At 59.7% G+C, this 17,030-nt stretch carries 20 protein-coding genes; 9 read left to right on the top strand and 11 right to left on the bottom strand.

All coding sequences use genetic code 11. From position 1 onward, the window contains the following. Positions 1-153: 153 nt before the first annotated feature. Entirely contained in the window at positions 154-1,323 is a 1,170-nt protein-coding gene (locus AC0Z5Z_RS19545) for an acetyltransferase domain-containing protein (RefSeq protein WP_150635060.1), read from the bottom strand. A gap of 182 nt (positions 1,324-1,505) precedes the next feature. Between AC0Z5Z_RS19545 and AC0Z5Z_RS19540 the strand changes: the two genes are divergently transcribed. Together AC0Z5Z_RS19540 and AC0Z5Z_RS19535 are read left to right on the top strand one after the other, a co-directional pair. Further along, the gene (locus AC0Z5Z_RS19540) at positions 1,506-2,102 is read left to right on the top strand and encodes a paraquat-inducible protein A (RefSeq protein WP_016775060.1); all 597 of its coding nucleotides are present in this window, start codon (positions 1,506-1,508) and stop codon (positions 2,100-2,102) included. Continuing rightward, positions 2,099-2,785 carry a paraquat-inducible protein A gene (locus AC0Z5Z_RS19535; RefSeq protein WP_485611548.1) on the top strand — a complete coding sequence of 229 codons (687 nt, stop codon included), beginning with the start codon at positions 2,099-2,101 and terminating at the stop codon, positions 2,783-2,785. The genes AC0Z5Z_RS19540 and AC0Z5Z_RS19535 overlap by 4 nt, the downstream gene beginning before the upstream one ends. Here AC0Z5Z_RS19535 and ydiJ read toward each other — a convergent pair. Then, positions 2,718-5,744: a D-2-hydroxyglutarate dehydrogenase YdiJ gene (ydiJ, locus tag AC0Z5Z_RS19530; protein WP_485611553.1), complete on the bottom strand. Its 3,027-nt coding sequence runs from the start codon at positions 5,742-5,744 to the stop codon at positions 2,718-2,720. The genes AC0Z5Z_RS19535 and ydiJ overlap by 68 nt on opposite strands. Positions 5,745-5,901: 157 nt before the next feature. On the opposite strand from ydiJ, the gene AC0Z5Z_RS19525 reads away from it, so the two are divergent. Beyond that, on the top strand, positions 5,902-6,786 hold the full coding sequence (locus tag AC0Z5Z_RS19525; RefSeq protein ID WP_236168672.1) for a LysR substrate-binding domain-containing protein: 885 nt from the start codon (positions 5,902-5,904) through the stop codon (positions 6,784-6,786). Between the two features lie 102 nt (positions 6,787-6,888). On the opposite strand, the gene AC0Z5Z_RS19520 is transcribed toward AC0Z5Z_RS19525, so the two are convergent. Further along, positions 6,889-8,163 carry a glucarate dehydratase family protein gene (locus AC0Z5Z_RS19520; RefSeq protein ID WP_150635057.1) on the bottom strand — a complete coding sequence of 425 codons (1,275 nt, stop codon included), beginning with the start codon at positions 8,161-8,163 and terminating at the stop codon, positions 6,889-6,891. A 30-nt stretch (positions 8,164-8,193) separates the two neighbouring features. Beyond that, the gene (locus AC0Z5Z_RS19515) at positions 8,194-9,561 is read right to left on the bottom strand and encodes an MFS transporter (protein ID WP_315434736.1); all 1,368 of its coding nucleotides are present in this window, start codon (positions 9,559-9,561) and stop codon (positions 8,194-8,196) included. Between the two features lie 119 nt (positions 9,562-9,680). On the opposite strand from AC0Z5Z_RS19515, the gene AC0Z5Z_RS19510 reads away from it, so the two are divergent. Then, positions 9,681-10,580 carry a LysR family transcriptional regulator gene (locus AC0Z5Z_RS19510; RefSeq protein ID WP_056789291.1) on the top strand — a complete coding sequence of 300 codons (900 nt, stop codon included), beginning with the start codon at positions 9,681-9,683 and terminating at the stop codon, positions 10,578-10,580. Positions 10,581-10,684: 104 nt separating this feature from the next. On the opposite strand, the gene AC0Z5Z_RS19505 is transcribed toward AC0Z5Z_RS19510, so the two are convergent. After that, positions 10,685-11,329 (bottom strand): DUF6338 family protein, encoded by a 645-nt coding sequence (locus AC0Z5Z_RS19505; RefSeq protein WP_150741030.1) that lies wholly within the window; start codon positions 11,327-11,329, stop codon positions 10,685-10,687. A 190-nt stretch (positions 11,330-11,519) separates the two neighbouring features. Continuing rightward, the gene (locus tag AC0Z5Z_RS19500; RefSeq protein WP_041480781.1) at positions 11,520-11,855 is read right to left on the bottom strand and encodes a hypothetical protein; all 336 of its coding nucleotides are present in this window, start codon (positions 11,853-11,855) and stop codon (positions 11,520-11,522) included. 184 nt (positions 11,856-12,039) lie between these two features. Between AC0Z5Z_RS19500 and AC0Z5Z_RS19495 the strand changes: the two genes are divergently transcribed. Beyond that, positions 12,040-12,279 carry a hypothetical protein gene (locus tag AC0Z5Z_RS19495; protein ID WP_041480783.1) on the top strand — a complete coding sequence of 80 codons (240 nt, stop codon included), beginning with the start codon at positions 12,040-12,042 and terminating at the stop codon, positions 12,277-12,279. A 64-nt stretch (positions 12,280-12,343) separates the two neighbouring features. On the opposite strand, the gene AC0Z5Z_RS19490 is transcribed toward AC0Z5Z_RS19495, so the two are convergent. Beyond that, a complete protein-coding gene (locus tag AC0Z5Z_RS19490; RefSeq protein ID WP_423664592.1) occupies positions 12,344-12,541 on the bottom strand; it encodes a DUF2188 domain-containing protein in 198 nt (65 codons plus the stop codon). A 218-nt stretch (positions 12,542-12,759) separates the two neighbouring features. Between AC0Z5Z_RS19490 and AC0Z5Z_RS19485 the strand changes: the two genes are divergently transcribed. Beyond that, positions 12,760-13,122: an NUDIX hydrolase gene (locus tag AC0Z5Z_RS19485; RefSeq protein ID WP_485611547.1), complete on the top strand. Its 363-nt coding sequence runs from the start codon at positions 12,760-12,762 to the stop codon at positions 13,120-13,122. Between the two features lie 3 nt (positions 13,123-13,125). Here the strand turns inward: AC0Z5Z_RS19485 and AC0Z5Z_RS19480 are convergent, their stop codons facing one another. Both AC0Z5Z_RS19480 and AC0Z5Z_RS19475 read right to left on the bottom strand, forming a co-directional pair. Further along, on the bottom strand, positions 13,126-13,368 hold the full coding sequence (locus AC0Z5Z_RS19480) for a DUF1652 domain-containing protein (protein ID WP_016775073.1): 243 nt from the start codon (positions 13,366-13,368) through the stop codon (positions 13,126-13,128). Positions 13,369-13,473: 105 nt separating this feature from the next. Next, positions 13,474-14,373, bottom strand: a complete 900-nt coding sequence (locus AC0Z5Z_RS19475) for a polysaccharide deacetylase family protein (RefSeq protein ID WP_252884378.1) — start codon at positions 14,371-14,373, stop codon at positions 13,474-13,476. A gap of 198 nt (positions 14,374-14,571) precedes the next feature. Between AC0Z5Z_RS19475 and AC0Z5Z_RS19470 the strand changes: the two genes are divergently transcribed. Both AC0Z5Z_RS19470 and AC0Z5Z_RS19465 read left to right on the top strand, forming a co-directional pair. Beyond that, positions 14,572-15,252: an SOS response-associated peptidase gene (locus tag AC0Z5Z_RS19470; RefSeq protein WP_056789282.1), complete on the top strand. Its 681-nt coding sequence runs from the start codon at positions 14,572-14,574 to the stop codon at positions 15,250-15,252. A 263-nt stretch (positions 15,253-15,515) separates the two neighbouring features. Beyond that, the gene (locus AC0Z5Z_RS19465; RefSeq protein ID WP_056789279.1) at positions 15,516-15,788 is read left to right on the top strand and encodes a hypothetical protein; all 273 of its coding nucleotides are present in this window, start codon (positions 15,516-15,518) and stop codon (positions 15,786-15,788) included. Positions 15,789-15,832: 44 nt separating this feature from the next. Here the strand turns inward: AC0Z5Z_RS19465 and AC0Z5Z_RS19460 are convergent, their stop codons facing one another. Then, positions 15,833-15,976: a hypothetical protein gene (locus AC0Z5Z_RS19460; RefSeq protein ID WP_164488351.1), complete on the bottom strand. Its 144-nt coding sequence runs from the start codon at positions 15,974-15,976 to the stop codon at positions 15,833-15,835. 129 nt (positions 15,977-16,105) lie between these two features. Between AC0Z5Z_RS19460 and AC0Z5Z_RS19455 the strand changes: the two genes are divergently transcribed. Continuing rightward, a complete protein-coding gene (locus AC0Z5Z_RS19455) occupies positions 16,106-16,492 on the top strand; it encodes a DUF2784 domain-containing protein (protein WP_041480792.1) in 387 nt (128 codons plus the stop codon). Here the strand turns inward: AC0Z5Z_RS19455 and AC0Z5Z_RS19450 are convergent. Next, the gene (locus tag AC0Z5Z_RS19450) at positions 16,489-17,016 is read right to left on the bottom strand and encodes a DUF3087 domain-containing protein (RefSeq protein WP_095180232.1); all 528 of its coding nucleotides are present in this window, start codon (positions 17,014-17,016) and stop codon (positions 16,489-16,491) included. The genes AC0Z5Z_RS19455 and AC0Z5Z_RS19450 overlap by 4 nt on opposite strands. Between the last annotated feature and the right edge of the window lie 14 nt (positions 17,017-17,030).

Raw genomic sequence — 17,030 nt, 5'->3', positions numbered from 1 at the left:
GCTCCCACAAATACTGCGGTGGAAACTGATACAGCAAACACCATAGAACCCTGTGGGAGCTGGCTTGCCAGCGATGGCGGTGCATCAGCCAGCATTTATACCGGCTGATTCACCGCTTTCGTGAGCAAGCTCACTCCCACAAGTCCACGCAATTTACAGATATTTCAGCCAGCTGATGTCCCGCCGCCGCGCTTTCAATGCAGAGAACCAGCGCACTGTCGGGAACAGCACCACGGCGAGAACCACCGCCGCCAGCCACACCGCCGCCACCGTCGAAAAGCCGAAATAGTTGCCCTGATTCAGGCCGAACAGCGCCACGCCAATCAGGTACAACACCTTCAACACGTACAAGTGCAGCAGATAGAAAAACATCGGCGCCGAACCGAACACCGTCAGCCAGCCAATCCAGCGGCGACTCTGCACGCGCTCAAAGACGAGCAGCAGCAACAGCCCCACGCTCACAGTCAGCGCGATGAACAGCAGCGACGGCGGATATTTGGTGATGTTGAAAAAACTCATCAGTGTCTGCACCAGCGAATCGTTGATCGCCCACGGTTTTTCGCCGTAGCCGTTAATCAAGCGCAGCACCACGAAGCCCAGCAATCCACCGACCCCGGCAATCAGCAAACGACGCTGACGCACCGCCGCATCCATGCCCCGGGCAAACCACGGTCCCAGTGCATAGCCCAGGCCGATTACACCAATCCACGGCAGCAGCGGGTACGAGGTGCGCAGGCGCAGGGTGTCGCTGATCTCGATCCAGCCTCGATCATGCAGAATCGCCCAAGGCACATGCAGCGCCGACTCGACCGGGAAATGCAGCGTATCAAGCAAGTTGTGCCCGGCGATGATCGCCAGGCTCAGCGTCAGCAGCACCGCACGTGGCAACCAGACCAGCAGCGCCAGCGCGATCATGCTCAGGCCGATCGCCCAGATCACTTGCAGGTAGATCACGCTGGGCGGCAACTGGAACGTCCAGGCGAAGTTGACCAAAGTGAATTCCAGCGCCACGAGGAACAATCCGCGCTTGAACAGAAACGCGCTGACATCGGCTTTGCCAGCGTATTTTTCGCCGTAGAGCCATGCCGACAAACCGGTCAGCAAGACAAACACCGGCGCACACAAATGCGCCAATGTGCGGCTGAAAAACAGCGCCGGCTCGGTGCTGGCGATGTCCATCGGATCGGAGACCTGTCGGTGCAAGAGAAAGGTTTCGCGCACGTGATCGAGCAGCATAAACAGGATCACCAGGCCTCGGAGCGCATCAATAGACAGCAGCCGGCCAGTCGTCAATGGGGCAGAACGGGGAAGCACAGGGGTCATGGATCTTTCGCAATCGAGAGGGATAACACCGGACGGCCGCAACGCCGCCCGCAAATTAGCGTTACCTTATAACATCAAAAAAGCAAAACCCAAACAAGTCAGGATCAAGGTTGCCCATCGGCCCCGGGCTTCTATAGTGAACAGGTCTGCCCTGCTGTCGCGGCCCTCCTCGAGCGTTGTCCATGGTCAACACCGAACATCTGATCATCTGCGAGCACTGTGATTGTGTGTACGAGAAAGTCGTGCTCGCCAAACACCAGAAAACCCTGTGCGTGCGCTGCGGTGGCGTGCTGCAGCGCTTCAACGGCCTGACCATCGAGCAGCGTCTGGCGCTGACGTTCACGGCGGCGATGCTGTGGCTGTTCGCCAATTTCTACCCGGTGATGAGCATCAGCCTCAAAGGCATGAAAAACAGCGCGACCCTATGGGATTCGGTGCTCGCGCTGAGCCAGGGGCCGATCACCTTTATCGCCATGGTCGCGGCGATCGCGATCATCATCGCCCCGGCATTTCAGCTGGTGTTGCTGGTCTGGGTGTTGAGTTTTGCCCTCGGCCTGCGTCGGGCACCGGGATTCAACCTGTGCATGCGCTGGCTGGAAACCCTGCGCCCGTGGAGCATGCTCGAAGTGTGTCTGCTGGGGGCGATGGTCGCGGTGTTCAAACTCGCCGGCTTGCTCGATGTGCTGCCCGGGATCGGCCTGTTCGCCCTGGCGGTGCTGAGCCTGATGATGATCCGCATTGCCGGCCGGGACATTCGTGAACTGTGGGACATTTTATGAAGCGTCCACCGACCGCCAGCGAACTCAACCTGTGCCTGTGCCACAGCTGTGGCCTGGCCTGTGACATGACCGACGAGCCACACCAGTGCCCGCGCTGTGATGCGCCGTTGCACCGGCGCAAGACCAATTCGCTGGCGCGCACCTGGGCGTACATGCTCGCCGCGCTGGCGTTTTATGTTCCTGCCAATCTGCTGCCGGTGATGAATACGGTGATGCTTGGCAACGGTGCCGACAGCACGATCATGAGTGGCGTGCTGGAGTTCTGGGAGGCCGGGGCGTGGGACATTGCCCTGATCATTTTCATCGCCAGCATCGCGGTGCCGGGAATCAAATTCGTCGCCCTGACCTTGCTGCTCGTCACCGTGCAGCGCAACAGCGACTGGGCGCGCAAGGAGCGTTCCAAGCTGTATCGCTTCGTCGAGCTGATCGGTTACTGGTCGATGCTCGATGTGCTGGTGGTCGCGCTGGTCGCGGCGCTGGTGAAATTCCAGGCGCTGGGCGATATCGAACCACGACCGGGCATCCTGTTCTTCGGCCTGGTCGTGGTGTTCACCATGCTCGCGGCGATGAGTTTCGACCCGCGCCTGATCTGGGACAAGGACACCAGCGACACGATCAGCGACGCAGAGTCTCCAGCAGCACCTGCAACGGATGGCGCAGCGCCTGATCCGACTGGCGCTTGACCTGGCTGCGGCAGGAATAGCCGGTCGCCAACGCCTCGCCCTGCTCCGCCGAAGCCTGCACCTGACGCGCCCACGATTGCTCATAAATGACTGCCGAGGTCTGCCGATTACGCGCTTCGTGGCCGTAGGTACCGGACATGCCGCAGCAACCGGTGGCTTGTGTGGCCAGCTTCAGTCCGGCACGTTCGAAGACCTGTTCCCACTGGCGGGTCGCGGCCGGCGCGTTGGTTTTCTCCGTGCAATGGGCGAGCAGACGGAACGCTTTCGGCTGAGCATCAGGCGTCCGTTCTGGCATGACCTTGAGCAACCATTCCTGCACCAGCGCCACTTCAGGACATTCATTCAGGCCCGGTACTTTCAGGTATTCCTGGCGATAGACCAGAGTCATCGCCGGATCCAGCCCCAGCAAGGGCACCCCGGTCTGCGCCAGCGCCTGCAACTGCTCAGCATTACGCAACGCCGCGCGATTGAACGCCGAGAGAAAGCCCTGCACATGCAGCGGTTTGCCATTGGCGCTGAATGGCGCGAGATAGGCCTGATAACCCAGGCGTGAAATCAGCTCGACCAGATCAGCCAGCAGCGGCGCTTCGAAGTAGCGGGTGAAGGCGTCCTGCACGATAACCACGCTGCGTTCGCGTTGCTCTGGGGTCAGCGCCGACAGCGTTGCAACCGTTGCTGGCTGCACCTGCCAACGGCGCATCGCTGCGTGGAAATCGAAACGGCTGAGCAACGGCACATCGACCATGCCACCGATCCGCGCCAGTGCGCCACGCACCCAGCCAGCGCCCATCAGACCGTTGTACAGCGCCGGAATCCGCGCCATATAGGGAATGGTGTATTCCAGCGAGGCAATCAGGTAATCCCGTGCCGGCCGCAGATAACGACTGTGATACAGCTCGAGAAAACGCGAGCGGAATTCCGGCACGTTGACCTTGACCGGGCACTGCCCCGCGCAGGATTTGCAGGCCAGGCAACCGGCCATGGCGTCATACACTTCATGGGAGAAGTCCGCCGACGGATCGCGGCTGTTGCGCCAGCGCTGCCACAGCGAGCGGAAAAAAGCCGGTTTGCGAATCGCATCCGAGAGCACGTCGACGCCCGCCTCGCCCTGCAACCGCAGCCATTCACGAATCAGCGAAGCGCGGCCCTTGGGCGACTGCGCGCGTTCGCGGGTGGCTTTCCACGACGGGCACATGGCGTCATCGGGATCGAAGTTGTAGCAGGCGCCGTTGCCATTGCAGTGCATGGCCGCGCCGTAGCTTTGCCAGACTTTCTCGTCGATCTGCCGATCCAGCTCGCCGCGCAGGGTCACTTCGTCGATCTTCAGCAATGCCGCGCCGCCGTTGGCCGGCGTGGCGATTTTGCCAGGGTTGAACTGATTGAGCGGGTCGAACGCGGCTTTCAAGGCTTGCAGCGCCGGGTACAACTCGCCGAAGAATGCCGGCGCGTACTCCGAACGCAGGCCCTTTCCATGCTCGCCCCAGAGCAGGCCGCCGTAGCGCTGGGTCAACGCGGCGACGCCATCAGACACCGGGCGTACCAGCGCCGCTTGCTGCGGGTCTTTCATGTCGAGAATCGGCCGCACGTGCAGTACGCCGGCGTCAACATGGCCGAACATACCGTACTGCAAACCGTGGCTGTCGAGCAGCTCGCGCAGCTCGGCGATGTATTCGGCCAAATGCTGCGGCGGCACTGCGGTGTCTTCGACGAAAGGCTGCGGGCGGGCTTCGCCGGCGACGTTGCCGAGCAGGCCCACCGCCCGTTTGCGCATGCCATAGACCTTGTTCACCGCTGCCTGACCGATCGCCAGTGTATGTCCGAGGCGCTCCACGGTGCGGTCGCTTTGCAGATGTTCGAGGAACGCTTCGACGCGGCGCTGCAGGTCTTCGGGATCGTCACCGCAGAACTCGACCAGGTTGATGCCCAGAGTCGGTCGCTCAGGGTTTTCGGGAAAATATTCGGCAACGCCGTGCCAGACGATGTCCTGCATCGCCAGCAGCAAGACTTTCGAATCGACGGTTTCGATCGACAACGGCTTGAGCGCCATCAACGCCCGTGCATCGCGCAAGGCATCCATGAACCCGGCGTAGCGGATATTCACCAGCATCGTGTGCTTGGGAATCGGCAGCACGTTGAGCCGCGCTTCGACGACGAAGCCCAGCGAGCCCTCCGCGCCACAGAGCACGCTGTTGAGGTTGAAGCGCTGATCGGCCTCACGCAGGTGCGCCAGGTCATAACCGGTCAAGCAGCGGTTGAGATCCGGAAAGCGTGCCTTGATCAGCTCGCCCTGTTCATCAATGATCTGCCGCGCACAACGATAGACTTCGCCGACCCGGTCGTCACGGGCGCACTGCGCTGCAAGCTCATCCTCGGTCAGCGGCAGACCGCGCAAACGCTCGCCGCCGCGCAGGATCATCTCCAGTTCCAGCACATGGTCGCGGGTCTTGCCGTAGGTGCAACTGCCCTGGCCGCTGGCGTCGGTGTTGATCATGCCGCCGACCGTGGCGCGGTTCGAGGTCGACAGTTCCGGAGCAAAAAACAGCCCGGCGGATTTCAGCGCGGCGTTGAGCTGATCCTTGACCACCCCGGCCTGCACCCGCACCCAGCGCTGTTCGACGTTGATCTCCAGAATGCGGTTCATGTGCCGCGACAGATCGACGACGATGCCATCCGTCAGCGATTGGCCGTTGGTGCCGGTGCCACCGCCACGCGGGGTGATCACCACTTTCTCGTACGCCGGTTCGGCAATCAGCCGTGCGACACGTGCCACATCGTCCGCATCCAGCGGAAACACAGCGGCTTGCGGCAGGCGCTGATAGATCGAGTTGTCGGTCGCGAGCACCACACGGCTGGCGTAATCGGCGCTGATTTCCCCGCGAAAACCGCTGATTTTCAGGGCGGCGAGGAATTGTTGGTAATCGCCGGTCAAGGCTTTGGCGGGCGACAGCTGGGCAATCATCGGTCGGGTTATCTCGGTCAAATCGGGCTGTGTGGCGGTGGACAGTTGTGCGCAACGAATGATTGCGTCAGGCTCCGCCATCTGATTGCGCCCATGTTCATTGCTGGCGAACCCAGGAACAAGCGTAATTTCGACCCGCTATCGATGAGTTTTACGAATGAATCCGCGCACCCTCACACCGTCCATGTCGCTGCTGCTGGCTTTCGAGGCCGCCGCTCGACACGAGAGCTACACCCGCGCCGCCCATGAACTGTCACTGACGCAGAGCGCGGTCAGCCGCCAGGTACAGATTCTCGAGAAGATGCTCGGCATGCGCTTGTTCAGCCGCGAAGGCCGGCAGGTGGTGCTGACGGATGTCGGGCGCATGTATCAGCGCGAACTCAGCGAAGCCCTCGGGCAGATTCGCAGCGCAACCTTGCAGGCAATGGCGTTTGGTTCGGGCATCCACAGCCTGCGCCTGGCGACGCTGCCGACCTTCGGCTCGAAATGGCTGCTGCCACGGTTGAAGGATTTCTACACGGCGCACCCGGGCATGACCGTGCACCTGCACTCGCGGATCGAAACCATCGACTTCGATACCAGCGAAATCGACGCGGCGATCTGCGTCGGCGGCGGTGAATGGCCAGGCCTGACCGCCCTGCCCCTGCACACCGAAGAACTGGTGGCCATTGCCAGCGCGCAGTTGTCGGCAACGGAACGCGAGGAGGCCGAACGGCACATTGCCGGGCAGTTGCTGCTCAACGTCAGCAGCAATGCCCAGGCATGGGCGGAATGGTTCAGCCATCACCAACTTGCGCATCGCAGCATGCGGATCGGACCGAGCTTTGAAATGACCTCGCACTTGATCCAGGCGGTACGCGCCAATATCGGTGTTGGCCTGGTGCCGCGAATTCTGGTCGAAGACGAATTGCTCAAGGGCGAATTGCTGCAACTGGGCGAGCCGATTACCAGCCGACGCAGCTATTACCTGGTGTACCCGCCGCGTAATGAGAATCTGCCTTCGTTGAAGGCGTTCAGGGATTGGCTGATTGATACCCTCTGAAGGATCGAGTCGCGGCCATTCGCGAGCAGGCTCGCTCCCACAGGGAAACGTATGTCAAGTGTGGGAGCGAGCCTGCTCGCGAAGAAGCCAGTCGCAACGAACTTAAAACCTCGGCTTGACCGCCCGCCAATCCGCCTTGTACCGCTGCATCTGCCGCACATCATCGCGCTGGCGAATCCCGCACGTCAGGTACTGGTCATGCAGCTTGGCCAGTTGCTCATGGTCCAGTTCCAGCCCCAACCCCGGCGCACGGCTGATCTTCACACAGCCATCGACAATCGGCAGCTTGCCGCCCTTGATCACTTCCTCGTCCGGCTCCTGCCACGGGTAGTGGGTGTCGCAGGCGTAATCCAGATTCGGCACCGCCGCCGCAACGTGCGCCATGGCCATCAGGCTGATGCCCAGGTGCGAGTTGGAATGCATCGACACGCCGAGGCCAAACACATCGCACATTTTTGCCAGCGTCTGCGTATCCCGCAGGCCACCCCAATAATGGTGGTCGGCGAGGACGATTTGCACGCTGTTCTGCGCAACGCTGCGGCGGAACTCGTCGAAATCGGTGACGACCATATTGGTCGCCAAGGGCAGACCGGTGCGCTTGTGCAGTTCGGCCATGCCATCAAGGCCCGGCGTCGGGTCTTCGTAATACTGCAGATCATCGCCGAGCAGTTCGGCCATGCGAATCGCTGTCTCCAGCGACCAGTTGCCGTTCGGATCGATGCGCAGCGGAAAACCCGGAAAGGCTTTCTTCAGTGCCTTGATGCATGCCACCTCATGCTCCGGCGGCAAGGTGCCGGCCTTGAGCTTGATGCTCTTGAAACCGTACGCCTCGATCATCCGCGCTGCCTGCGCGACGATCTGTTGCTCGCTCAGCGCCTCGCCCCAGTTGTCCGGCTTGTAGGGGGACTCGATATGTTCGGCGTATTTGAAAAACAGGTAGGCGCTGAACGGCACTTCATCGCGGATCGCGCCGCCGAGCAGGTCCACCAGCGGCACGTTCAGGTAGTGCGCCTGCAAATCGAGAAACGCCACTTCGAATGCCGAGTAGGCATTGCTCTCCGCTTTGCTGGCGTGGGAACCGGGGGCCAGTTCGGCACCAGCGACGCCGGCGGGTTTATTCGCCGCCACGGTGGCCTGCACGATCGCGCGCAATTGATTGAGGTTGAACGGATCGAGGCCGATCAACTGGCTCTGCAATTGTTGCTGGATCGCCAGCGCCGGGGCATCGCCGTAGCTTTCGCCGAGGCCGATGTAGCCGTTGTCACTTTCAATCTCGATGATCGAGCGCAGGGCAAAGGGTTCGTGGATGCCGCTGGCGTTTAGCAGTGGCGGATCGCGAAAGGCAATCGGGGTGACGCTGACACGGGTGATTTTCAAGATAACGCTCCTGACAGATCAACAATCGATTCAGTGGCTCGCAGCCGGACGAGCCGGCGCCACAACGGCGGCTTCGTCACTTGGCTTTGCCGGGGTTTTATCTTTGGCGCCAGGCGCCGTGCGGGCGAAGAAGATCACCACGGCAGCGATCAGCGATGTCGCCGCCAGGCCATACAGGCCGCCCTCGATGGAGCCGGTGGTTTGTTCAAGGATGCCGAACGCGGTCGGCGCGACGAAGCCGCCAAGGTTGCCGATGGAGTTGATCAGCGCGATCACCGCCGCAGCAATGCGCGCATCCAGATAGCTCTGCGGAATCGGCCAGAACAGCGCCGACGCCGCTTTGAAACCGATGGCGGCGAAGCAGATCGCGACAAAGGCAAACACCGGCCCGCCGGTGGTCGACATGAACATACCGATGGCGGCGATCACCAGGGTCAGCGCGACCCAGGCCTGCTGGAATTTCCACTTGCCGGCCAGCGCCGCGAAGCCGTACATGGCGACAATCGAAATGATCCACGGAATGGAGTTGAGCAGCCCGACCTGGAAATCACCGAGGTTGCCCATCTTCTTGATCATGCTCGGTAGCCAGAAGGTTGCGCCGTAGATGGTCAGGGCAATGGAAAAGTAGATGAAGCAGAACAGCACGATCTGTCGGTCAGCCAGCAGCTTGAACATCGACGGCTTGGCGACTTGTACCGCTTCGCGAGCGCGCTGCTCCTCGGCAATCGCCGCGACCAGCGCTTCACGCTCCTCCTCGCTCAGCCACTTGGCTTGGCGCGGGTGCGATTGCAGCCAGAACCAGACGAAAGCACACAGCACCACCGACGCTGCGCCTTCGATCAGAAACATCCACTGCCAGCCGTGCATGCCCAATCCGCTGATATGCAACAGCGCACCGGACACCGGGCCGGAAATGACCGAGGCAATCGCCGAGCCGCTAAGGAACACCGCCATGGTTTTGCCGCGCTCGGACGCTGGCAGCCATTGGGTGAAGTAGTAAATGATTCCCGGGAAGAACCCGGCCTCAGCCGCGCCAAGAATAAAGCGCAGTACGTAGAAACTGGTTTCGCCCTGAACAAAGGCCATGGCCATGGCCGCAGCGCCCCAGGTGAACATGATCCGCGTCAGCCAGACCCGCGCGCCGTAGCGCTGCAACAGCATGTTCGACGGCACTTCGAACAGCGCATAACCGATGAAAAACAATCCGGCGCCAAGTCCATAAGCCGCTGCGCCAATGCCCAGATCGGTCTCCAGATGACTGCGCACGAAACCGATATTGACCCGGTCGATGTAGTTGACGATGAACATCACCACGAACAGCGGCAGTACGTGGCGTTTGACCTTGGCGGCGGCGCGGGCGAGCACCGTGATGTCCGGCGGACTCTGGAGGGTTTTCAAGGGGCGACTCCCGATCTTGTTTTTTTAGGGATGACTTGAAGCAATGAGCCGATCATGGACGTCGTGCATTGATCCCGTCTAATCTAAACAGGCATTCGATTGATACCTGGATTAGATCAATGTTCGAACTCACCCAACTGCGCTGCTTTACCACGGTCGCCACCGAACTCAACTTCCGCCGCGCCGCCGAGCGTCTGAACATGACGCAGCCGCCGCTGAGTCGGCAGATCCAGTTGCTGGAGCATCACCTTGGCGTCGAGCTGTTCACCCGCAGCACACGCAGCGTTGCGCTGACGGCGGCAGGCCGGGCATTTTTCGTTGAAGCGCAGAATCTGCTGGAGCGCGCCCAGCAAGCAGCGATCACCGCACGCCGGTTTGCCGAGGGCGATATTGGTTCGGTGAACATCGCGTTTGTCGGCAGCGCGGTGTATGAGTTTCTGCCCAAGGTGATCGCCGAAGCGCGACTTAAACAGCCCCAGGTGAAAATCGATCTGGCAGAGATGAACACCTATCAACAGCACGAGGCGTTGCGAGCTCGCCGTATCGACCTGGGCATCGCACGGGCGCCATTGCAGGAACCGGGCTATGCCACCGAATGCCTGGTGCGCGAACCATTTGTGCTGGCAGTGCCCAGCGGGCACAAGTTGGCAAACGCGACTGAAGTGTCTGTCGCCGATCTGGATAAACAACCGTTCCTGATGTACTCCCATGAAGCCTATCCGCCGTTCAACGAACTGTTGACCGGCACGCTACGCTCAGCGCGGGTGGCGCCGGATTACGTGCAGTGGCTGGGCTCGTCGCTGACGATTCTGGCGCTGGTCAACGCTGGCATGGGTCTGGCGCTGGTACCGCGTTGCGCTACCAGCGTGGTGTTCAGGAATGTGGTGTTTCGCGAGATCGATCTGGGCGAAGGGGTGCAAAGCGAACTGCATCTGATCTGGCGGGAGAACAATGACAACCCGGCGTTCGCGATGTTGCTGGAGGCGATTCGCCGGGCGGTGGTGCAGGGTTGGGGCTGAAGAAGTTTATCGTCTAGACCGTGGTTTCAGAGGCGGCGGCGCACTGGGTCCCTTGATCAAGGGCACGTCGAGCATTTTTCCGTCCGGCCCGACAAAGAGTCGCTCTAAATGCTTTGGCATGGGTTGTGGTGCTCTGGCAGTTGGCATGTTGATCCCTCTGATACTGGGCTGAACTCGACCCATTTGACTTTCGCGGAATCTATCAACAAAAACTCCGCGCCAATAGATGCAGGTTGGCCATCATCCGTGAGCCAACGCGGATATTTCATGACGAACTGACCATTTGATGATTCCCGTGGCCACTCGACCGGCCAGCCAAATACGCGCCTTTCGTCGCTTAAATGCAGGGTTATAAAGCGCTCATGTTGGGCAAAGGCGCAGAACCATTCACTGGGGAAAGAAGATTGTTTCGTGACGTTTCGCTCACGTAACCAGCCGTGCAATTTGTCACTCGTAGCCAGGTAACAGGCAAACAATCCCAGCATCAGCGAAAACATAAATGCCCAGAGCGTTTGCGCCCGATCATCCCAGTTTCCTAATGAAAAACCCTTCGAGCCAATCCACAAACAGAGGTTGCCCACCGCCAACACCGCGCCCTGAATCACAAAAGTAAATATCAGCGCCTGCACGATCTGGCCGAACGTATCCGGTCGCTTGAATGCCGTAAGTGAATAGAAGATCCAGGTCGATAGAAACCCGGGGATGAGGTACTGCAACAGCGGAATGATGTCCTTGACCAGATCATCCATGATCCGAGGCTCCTTTTAGTCATGCCGAACCCGTCACGGGCCGACATTCAAAGCCTAGTCCAGGATTCGGCAGCGCCTCTCGGCAACTGTCACAGACCATTGCGGCGCTTGCCCAGTGCCTCACCCCATGAAAAAAGGCAGACACTGAACTTCGGTGTCTGCCTTTTTTTGGGCGAATCGGGCGCCTGTTCTACAGGCAGTCACGCACCGATTGGCGCAGCGACCCGGACTTGGCCCACGGCGGCCCCTGGTAGAGGGACACTTTGCTGCCATCCTTGTATTTGACGATATCGAGAATCTCATCCGCCGTGATAATGCTCGGCGCGGTAATCCGGTAGCCGTTGGAAATCGACGTCTGCGAAGTCTTGGCCACGTCTTTCTGCCACAACGGTAACAAACACGCAGCATATTCCTTGGGTGGCTTGTCACTGGTCTTGCTGAGGTTTGGCTCGCCCGGCACCAGCGACGCCGGTAACGAGCACCCCGTCAACAGAGCAAGTGCCAGACTGCCGATCCATACGCGCATGTTGTTTACCTGTGCGGAAAAAAGCTGAATGTACCGTTTAACCGCTTGCACATCCATCGTGGCAACCCGCCGTTACCGGCGTTTGGACAATTTTTCACATCGGTTCAGCCGGGCGTCAGATGACTTGGCCGCATCCGGGAAAATGCGACTACTCTTTTCTTCCGAGAACGTTCAGGAGGTGATCATGCGGCTCAATGAATACGAACACGAACTTCAACGGGATTTGCAAAGCGTGGCGTCGGACCTGAGATGGTCGGCGGTCGATCTCAAGCGCATCGCTGAACAACTGCGTAAATCCGGCAACGAGGCAGACGCCCAGACCGTGCTGCGCTCCTGCGAAATCCTGCAAAGCGACGAAGAGAGATTGCAGATCTACGCCAAGGAGGTAAAAGCCCGGACCATCAGCCGGATCAAGGTGCACTGACAAGCGTTCCAAAGCCACAAACAAGAAGCCCCGGTCGAAACCGGGGCTCTTTCGTTACACAGCCTCAACCGCTGTTGTGGCTTTGCCCCTGCCGGGAGCGCTTTTTGTAACCGGGAAGCGCCGCCGCATAGGCCATCGCTTCCTCCCTGCTGGTGAATGACGCCAATCGGTCGCCCTGGGTGCAGACCCGCCACGGGCCGCTGTTCACACTGAGCACATCGTAACCATTCATGTGCAGCTTGTTCAGCATTGGAATGCTCATAAGCACCTCCCTTTTGCCAACGGTGTTTTCGGTGTACAGGCCCACCTTACACCCGGTACCTGCTTCGTTGTAGACCCGCACTCACCCTGCATTCGTCAATCCACTGGCACTTTTTGCTGGGCAAGTAGCTCCCAATCAACGGGGAACCTTTAAATCTGCTTGCGGCTCGAATATTGCAGTTTAATTACAGTTTTATGACAAGCAACAGCAGGGCATTCATGAAAGTACGCGCTACCGTCATTTGCGAACAGGATCGGCATATCCTCCTGGTGCGCAAACCCCGCCATCACTGGTCGCTGCCCGGGGGCAAGATCGAGCCCGGGGAAACCCGCGCGGCGGCTGCCGTTCGCGAGCTGGAAGAAGAAACCGGGCTGAATGCCGAGGACGTCCTGTATCTGATGGATCTGCAGGCGGGCAGTACGCGACATCACGTTTATGAGGCGTCGGTGGTCAACCTCGACGATGTGCGCCCGCAGAATGAAATCGTCGATTGCATCTGGTATCCGCTCGATGACCTGCACAATCTTGAAACCAACGACGCGACACGGCGCATCGTGCAGGCCTTCCAACGGCGTTTATAACGATCAGCCGGCGAACGCCCGGCGACCGGCGCTGATTTCCGTGCGCAACTCACCGATGAAATTGGAAATATCGCGAATCGTCACCAGATGCTCGGGAGATACGCCGTCAAGCAACAGCTCGACGCGCCCACTGCCCGGCTCATACACCTTGATCCGCAACAGACCTTGTCCAGTCGGGGTGCAATCACACTTGAACGTGGGGAAGCCTGACTCGACGATCCGGCAAATATCGGCAATGGCAAGCATGGACGGGCGCCTCGCAGGCGGAGAATCGATCCATCGAGCATAGACCCACGGTCTGTTAATTGCCCGCTCGGGAATGCCTAGCCGATCACAACTCACTCACGCAATTCAATGCGCGTCGTGATCCCAGATCCAGTTCCACATACCGGGCAGATTCACCGGCTCAGCGCTTTGCTGAACCGTACGCGCCAACGCGGCTTTTTCCAGTGCGGCCTGATCGTCGTAGAACGGCTCGTCCGCCAGTCTGACCCCGGTCGCCGCCGCGCTATCGAGCAGAATCTGCAGATATTCGCGAGTGTGGCGCGCGGTGTAGCGATTGAGATCATGGAACGTCACCACGACCGGAATCACGCCATCCACGGTCGGCAATTGACCCACCGCGATGCGCTCGCGCACTTCCGATAACTGCCGCAGCATGTTCGCCCGACGCCGAGGGCTGGCGTTGAAGCCCCAGATCTTGCCGTCGTTGGCACTCAGGTCCGTGAGCAAGACGTGCAAGCCGTGTTTTTGATAGGCCGCAAATGTGCGCTTGTCGTAGTTCCAGAACGGTGGGCGCAACAGCTTGGGCAGCGCTCCGGTGATGGCGGCAATGTCAGCGCTGCCATCGGTCAGCGATTGCTCCAGCTCTTGCGGATCGAGTGAGCGATGGTTGGTGTGCCAGTGGGTTGCAGTGTGAAAGGCGAGAATATGCCCCTCGGCGTGTTCACGACGCATCAGGCTGCGACCGATCTCGCTGTCGCCTGCCCTGGGTGCTCGGGTCTGCACGAAAAACACGGCTTTGATGTCTGCCTGCAGCGGATTGCTTTTGAGGCTGTCGAGCACCGTCGCCGTGGGATTCCACCATCCTGAAGCGCTGGGGCCATCGTCAAACGTCAGCAGAAAACGTACGGGGGCCTGTGCCTTCAGGCGCGTTTCGGTTTGCGTGGTCATTTCAATCGGCGCGGCGATGCAACCGGCCAGACCGAGCGCGATGAGCGCAACACAAAGAAGTTTGCATCCGGATGTCATGTCTTGCCCCGAGGCCGCGGCCGTGGTGTTGTCGAATGGCAAACCTCCCTCGCCTTTGTCCATCCCTGCGCGGCTATCCGCGAGCGCAGGTTGGATAAGGTACACAGGGTTTGGTTCCGGTGCTGGTTCCAGTGCGTCATCGGCCAGGCACGTCGGCATGTCCGACTAGACTCAAATTTCCTCAAGGAGATTTCAGCCATGTGCGGAAGACTCACGCAGTACCGTGGGATTCACGATTTCGTCGCGGTGCTCAGCATCCCCGATGCGTTGATCAATCACGTTGGCGATGCGCCGCTCAATCGCTACAACGCAGCGCCCACCACTGCGCTGGCGGTTCTGCACCAGCACGAACAGGCCATTCATGCCGACAATCTGCGCTGGGGCTGGCGGCCGCATTGGGCCAAGGATCGTGCCGCGCCCATCAACGCACGGGTGGAAAAAGTCGCCCACGGCGCGTTCTTCCGGGCGATCTGGCGGCAGCGGCTGATTGTGCCGGTCGACAACTGGTTTGAATGGGTTGATACCGGGGAAAAATCCCGCCAGCCCTGGTTGATTCGTCGGGCGGATCAGGCTCCGGTTTTCTGTGCTGGTATCGGCCAGTTTCCGGCACCGGGGGTTGCGCCGAGGGAGGACGACGGATTCGTCATCATCACCGCTGACAGCCTGGGCGGCCTGCTCGATATTCACGACCGCCGCCCAGTGGTCTTCGATTCGGCACGAGCTATGGAATGGCTTGATCCGGCTACGCCGCTGGAACGCGCCGAGCAGATGCTGCTGTTTGAAGGCGAGCCCAGTGATGCCTTCGAATGGTACAAAGTCGGCAAAGCGGTCGGTAATACGCGTAATCAAGGTGCGCAATTGATAGAACGAGTCGACTAAATAATTACTTCACTGCTGCGTTAATCAAGCGAGCCCGTCACTGAATCCCGCGCGTTACAAAAAGTGTTTCAACCGCGATACAACCCCCATAAAACAGCCGTTTGAGCGAATCAACCGCCTGTCAGACATTTCGACAGTCATACATACATTTCCCCGCGCTGCGGATAGCATGCGCGCCGCCTTTCCGATTGGTATACCAGTTGACCAAAGAGTCAAAGAAATCAGGAATCCATCAACAACTTTCAAGCCTTGCAGAGAAATAAGTGAGCGACGATTTTGCAATCAAACAGGTCAGCGGCCTGAAGTGTGTCCATCTGTCCAAGACAGAACGCCTGGAACTCGACTGTTTTATCGGCCATTACATCAAGACCCGAAACCTGCACAGCGTGCCCGATATCGAACGCATCCTGCGCAGCACCCTCGAGGGATATCCCGGCCATCCGCCGGTGATGGTCAATGAGCTCAATGCGTGGATCGATCGAACGTTGGGGTATCGAGCGACCTACCCGGATTTCACGCAGCTGGAAGACTTCTGAAACGCGAAGAGCCCCGCTGATGCGGGGCTCTTCGTATGCGCTGTTCAAGGTTTCAGAGGACGCTCCTGGTCGCGGTCCGACAGCTCGCGGCTGTCATCATGCTTCCAGGTTTTTTCCTGCCTCTTCTGCTGCTCGATTTCTTCTTCCGTTGGCTCATCATCTTCCGCACGCGTTTGCTCAGTTGCCATGTGCACCTCACCTCAGAACAGTTGATGATCGTTAAAGGGTAGAACACTTTTGCGCGCCCAGATTCACCAACGCATTTTGTCCCGCGCGGCGTACCATAGCGCCATCTCCCCTTACGTCAGGAAGACGCCATGCTGTACCGAATCGCCGCCGACGGGCTGGTGCTGTTTCACTTGTGTTTCATCTTGTTCGTACTGTTCGGCGGGCTGCTGGTGCTGCGCTGGCCACGATTGATGTGGCTGCACTTGCCGGCGGCTGCCTGGGGCGTAGCGGTCGAGGTGCTGCACCTGACCTGTCCGTTGACCTACTGGGAAAATCTCATGCGCCACGCGGCCGGGCAGACCGAATACGCCGGCGGTTTCATTGAGCATTACATCTGGCCGATCATCTACCCCGCCGGTCTGACGCCGCAGATTCAACTGGCACTTGGCAGCGTGGTGCTGGCGGTCAACCTGTTGGTGTACGCACGACTGCTGCGCTCGTGGAAACTGCGTCGCGCCCGGCGCATTCCGTTTTAACGCGAGGCGGGTTTCAACGTTTCCAGCCACTGCGGATCGAAGCGTGGCTGGTCAGGATCAAGGCCCAGCGCCTGCATCCGCGCCTTGTGCTGTGCGACTTCGTCACGCAGTTGTCCATGATCGCTGGAGTTGCCGTCCAGCTCATGCATTTGCAGCAGTCCCAAGTGGTAGAAACGCAACACCTTCATCGCCGTCGGATCGTTGTTCTGCGCCGCCGCTGTTACCTGATGCATCACATTGGTGATGCTCATCAGATTGCGCTTGAGGCGCCAGCTGTACACCGCCGGGGCCATCCAGGTCTGATGCCAGAAACGTCCGCGCAACAGCGCCGCCGTCAGCAGAAACGCCACAAATACCCCGCCCACGTTGAATCGCAGATTATCCCCATCGGGCTCGCCAAATACCGCCACCGCGACAGACGAAAACAGCATGGCCAGCAGCAGAAACAGCACGGCGATGATGATCGTGCTGCGGCGGGTCTGCTGACGAAAGGTAGCGGGGTCCATCGGCTGAATCTCGAACATCGAAAATGACTTCC

The sequence above is a fragment of the Pseudomonas sp. 1L-E-NC-VB-C3 genome (genome assembly GCF_057291535.1).
This window is presented reverse-complemented; position numbering and strand designations above follow the sequence as displayed.

Bases quoted from the DNA above. Each gene is read 5' to 3' on its own strand.
- AC0Z5Z_RS19545 (WP_150635060.1), bottom strand. From the start codon at position 1,323: ATGACCCCTGTGCTTCCCCGTTCTGCCCCATTGACGACTGGCCGGCTG.
- AC0Z5Z_RS19540 (WP_016775060.1), top strand. From the start codon at position 1,506: ATGGTCAACACCGAACATCTGATCATCTGCGAGCACTGTGATTGTGTG.
- AC0Z5Z_RS19535 (WP_485611548.1), top strand. From the start codon at position 2,099: ATGAAGCGTCCACCGACCGCCAGCGAACTCAACCTGTGCCTGTGCCAC.
- ydiJ (WP_485611553.1), bottom strand. From the start codon at position 5,744: ATGATTGCCCAGCTGTCGCCCGCCAAAGCCTTGACCGGCGATTACCAA.
- AC0Z5Z_RS19525 (WP_236168672.1), top strand. From the start codon at position 5,902: ATGAATCCGCGCACCCTCACACCGTCCATGTCGCTGCTGCTGGCTTTC.
- AC0Z5Z_RS19510 (WP_056789291.1), top strand. From the start codon at position 9,681: ATGTTCGAACTCACCCAACTGCGCTGCTTTACCACGGTCGCCACCGAA.
- AC0Z5Z_RS19505 (WP_150741030.1), bottom strand. From the start codon at position 11,329: ATGGATGATCTGGTCAAGGACATCATTCCGCTGTTGCAGTACCTCATC.
- AC0Z5Z_RS19500 (WP_041480781.1), bottom strand. From the start codon at position 11,855: ATGCGCGTATGGATCGGCAGTCTGGCACTTGCTCTGTTGACGGGGTGC.
- AC0Z5Z_RS19495 (WP_041480783.1), top strand. From the start codon at position 12,040: ATGCGGCTCAATGAATACGAACACGAACTTCAACGGGATTTGCAAAGC.
- AC0Z5Z_RS19490 (WP_423664592.1), bottom strand. From the start codon at position 12,541: ATGAGCATTCCAATGCTGAACAAGCTGCACATGAATGGTTACGATGTG.
- AC0Z5Z_RS19485 (WP_485611547.1), top strand. From the start codon at position 12,760: ATGAAAGTACGCGCTACCGTCATTTGCGAACAGGATCGGCATATCCTC.
- AC0Z5Z_RS19480 (WP_016775073.1), bottom strand. From the start codon at position 13,368: ATGCTTGCCATTGCCGATATTTGCCGGATCGTCGAGTCAGGCTTCCCC.
- AC0Z5Z_RS19475 (WP_252884378.1), bottom strand. From the start codon at position 14,373: ATGACATCCGGATGCAAACTTCTTTGTGTTGCGCTCATCGCGCTCGGT.
- AC0Z5Z_RS19470 (WP_056789282.1), top strand. From the start codon at position 14,572: ATGTGCGGAAGACTCACGCAGTACCGTGGGATTCACGATTTCGTCGCG.
- AC0Z5Z_RS19460 (WP_164488351.1), bottom strand. From the start codon at position 15,976: ATGGCAACTGAGCAAACGCGTGCGGAAGATGATGAGCCAACGGAAGAA.
- AC0Z5Z_RS19455 (WP_041480792.1), top strand. From the start codon at position 16,106: ATGCTGTACCGAATCGCCGCCGACGGGCTGGTGCTGTTTCACTTGTGT.
- AC0Z5Z_RS19450 (WP_095180232.1), bottom strand. From the start codon at position 17,016: ATGTTCGAGATTCAGCCGATGGACCCCGCTACCTTTCGTCAGCAGACC.